At 32.6% G+C, this 258-nt stretch carries 1 protein-coding gene; it reads right to left on the bottom strand.

Features of this window, described 5'->3' with window-relative positions; genetic code table 11:
- On the bottom strand, positions 1–258 hold a 258-nt coding region (locus IEQ44_RS18705; RefSeq protein WP_193639441.1), incomplete at both ends, for a hypothetical protein.

Raw genomic sequence — 258 nt, 5'->3', positions numbered from 1 at the left:
GATAGTATCCAGCAGCACTAAAACTAGTCCCAAAAAAATCAAATTTAGCATTAAAATTCACCTCATTTGCTCCAGATATAGAGTTCCAAATTCCACCTTGAAAAATATACTTTTCTTGTTTTGGAATAGACGCTAAAACCGTATTCGAATTATCATAAATCTCCTTACCAAAAACTTTATAATTGGCTGAATTTATTCTTCCTATAACTCTTGCCACTGGTGCACTCTGAATAGCTCTTTGTATCACTTTAGAAAGTA

The sequence above is a fragment of the Nocardioides malaquae genome, from assembly GCF_015070385.1.
Classification (GTDB): domain Bacteria; phylum Actinomycetota; class Actinomycetes; order Propionibacteriales; family Nocardioidaceae; genus Nocardioides; species Nocardioides malaquae.
This window is presented reverse-complemented; position numbering and strand designations above follow the sequence as displayed.